The sequence below is a fragment of the Mycobacterium sp. 1165196.3 genome (genome assembly GCF_001673415.1).
GTDB classification, from domain to species: domain Bacteria; phylum Actinomycetota; class Actinomycetes; order Mycobacteriales; family Mycobacteriaceae; genus Mycobacterium; species Mycobacterium europaeum_A.
This window is the reverse complement of the sequence record NZ_LZLU01000211.1, coordinates 1-2,157: the sequence shown is the minus strand read 5'-3', so window position 1 is coordinate 2,157 and position 2,157 is coordinate 1. Positions and strand designations below refer to the sequence as shown.

The 2,157-nt window shown below is 66.8% G+C and carries 2 protein-coding genes and 1 pseudogene; 2 read left to right on the top strand and 1 reads right to left on the bottom strand.

The window, feature by feature from the left end; all coding sequences use genetic code 11:
- Window positions 1-70: 70 nt before the first annotated feature.
- The gene (locus A5659_RS21685; protein ID WP_067184151.1) at window positions 71-1,285 is read right to left on the bottom strand and encodes an MCE family protein; all 1,215 of its coding nucleotides are present in this window, start codon (window positions 1,283-1,285) and stop codon (window positions 71-73) included.
- A gap of 19 nt (window positions 1,286-1,304) precedes the next feature.
- Between A5659_RS21685 and A5659_RS21680 the strand changes: the two genes are divergently transcribed.
- The gene (locus A5659_RS21680; RefSeq protein WP_066865497.1) at window positions 1,305-1,694 is read left to right on the top strand and encodes a sterol carrier family protein; all 390 of its coding nucleotides are present in this window, start codon (window positions 1,305-1,307) and stop codon (window positions 1,692-1,694) included.
- A gap of 137 nt (window positions 1,695-1,831) precedes the next feature.
- Window positions 1,832-2,157, top strand: a pseudogene (locus A5659_RS21675) (amidophosphoribosyltransferase); the annotation flags it as partial.

The window sequence follows — 2,157 nt, the reverse complement described above, 5'->3', positions numbered from 1 at the left end:
GGCGCACCTGGCCATCAACGAAGCCGGGGCGATCGCGGTGCTGGCGGTGCAGTCGTCGCGCCGCTGATGGTCAGGGATTGATGGTGTAGTCACCGAGTTGGCGGCCCCACACGAATTCCACCGCGAGCGGCGAGCCGACCTCGAAGTGGTTGTAAGGAGCCATGCTTGCGCCGGTGTCCATCACCAAAAACGGCGCGGGCCACAGTTCCCGGGTGATCTTCTGCCAACAGCCCGGCCGTCCGCCCGGGCCGCCCCTGGCGTTGGTGCGGGGCAGGTTCTCCGGCCAGATATAAGGATTGGGCGCCCCCGCGATGGCGCCTGAGGCGTGGGCGCCCAGCGAGTAGCCGTTATCGCCCAGCGCGTTGTGGATTCTCGGCGCGACTTCGTCGAAATTGTGTATGGTGCAGTAGATTTCGGGACTGTATTCGCCGAGCAGCTGGCTGCTGGGAACCAGGTCGACGGCGCCGCGGACGAAGAATGGCCCGCTGCGGCCCAAGACGTCGGCGCCGGCGTTGCCCAGCCCGGCCGCGGCCAGCAGTGCGGCATCGAGCTCGCGTTGGCGCGAGTCGAGTGTGCGCGCGGTCGTCACCGCGTGGTCCAGCGCGTCCCACAGTTCGGGAGAGGCGTTCGCATAGGCATCGCCCAGAGCCGCCAGCCGCCGAATGTCGTTGCGCAGGGCCGGCATCCGGGGGTTCAGGTCGTCGAGGACGGCATTGCCGTCGGCGAGCGAGGCACCGAACCGCTCGCCCATTCCGCTCAGCGCCTGGGCGGCGGCGCTGAGTGTGAGGTTCAGTTTGACCGGATCGACCTTCTCCGCGATCGAGGTGAGTGTCTCGAAAAGGGTGTTGAACTCGGTGGTCACCGATGTTGCATCTATCACCATAGACGGTGTGATCGTCTGTGCTGCAGGCTGTTTCGGTGCGCTTAAGGCAACATATTTGTTGCCGAACACCGTGGTCGCCTTGACGTCGGCGACCACGTTGGCCGGGATCCGCTTGATGTATTTCGGGGCGACGTCCAGGACTATCTTGGCGGCCGGCCTGCCGCCATGCGTGGTCTCCGAAATGCTGGACACTCGGCCGATCTGCACCCCGTTGTAAGTGACCTTGGAACCGGGATCCATCACCAGACCCGCCCGGGCGGCCACCATGGTCAACTTCGTGGTCGGCGTCAGGGCGCCGCGAAATTGCAGGTACAGAAGCGACCCGAGCAATCCCATGATCACGACCGTCACCAGGCCGGCGGTACGGTACGGCGGCCGCGCCCTTGGGCGACGGGGCTCCATGGTTTTGAGACCCTAGGGTATGGCCCCCCGCGACAAAGCCGATCCGGCCAAGGCCCGGCAGGCCGTGTTGGCGGTCGCGGAGTGGCTGCGCGACGAATCCGGTCCGCAGCCCGAGCGGCAGGAATTGGCGACGGCCGTCCGGCTCACCGCCCGCACCCTGGCCGCGGTGGCGCCCGGGCGCAGCGTGGAGTTGCGCGTCCCGCCGTTCGTCGCGGTGCAGTGCATCACCGGGCTCACGCACACCCGCGGAACACCGCCCAACGTGGTGGAAACCGACCCGCGGACCTGGCTGCTGCTGGCCACCGGGGAGTTGCCGTTCGGCGAGGCGCAGCGCACCGGTGCGCTGCGCCTTTCCGGCTCGCGAGCGGGTGAGATTGAACACTGGCTGCCGCTGTTCGATCTCGGCTGAACATAACCCTGAACTGCAGGTTTAGGTATTTGCGCTGGCATTTTGTCGCGCAACACGCCCGGCGGATTCGTCGGCGCGGCGGCGCTGCCCGTAGACTCCGTTACGTCACCAACCGTTCCCCGGGGAGCTGCCTAATCGTGACCGTCCAAGAACCCGAAGAGGACTTCAACGCACCCCGCGAAGAATGCGGTGTATTCGGAGTCTGGGCCCCCGGCGAGGACGTCGCCAAACTCACCTATTACGGCTTGTACGCGCTGCAGCACCGCGGCCAGGAGGCCGCCGGCATCGCCGTCGCCGACGGTTCCCAGGTGCTGGTCTTCAAAGATCTCGGCCTGGTCAGCCAGGTGTTCGACGAGCAGACGCTGGGCGCCATGCAGGGCCACGTCGCCATCGGGCACTGCCGCTACTCAACCACCGGCGACACCACCTGGGAGAACGCCCAGCCCGTGTTCCGCAACACCGC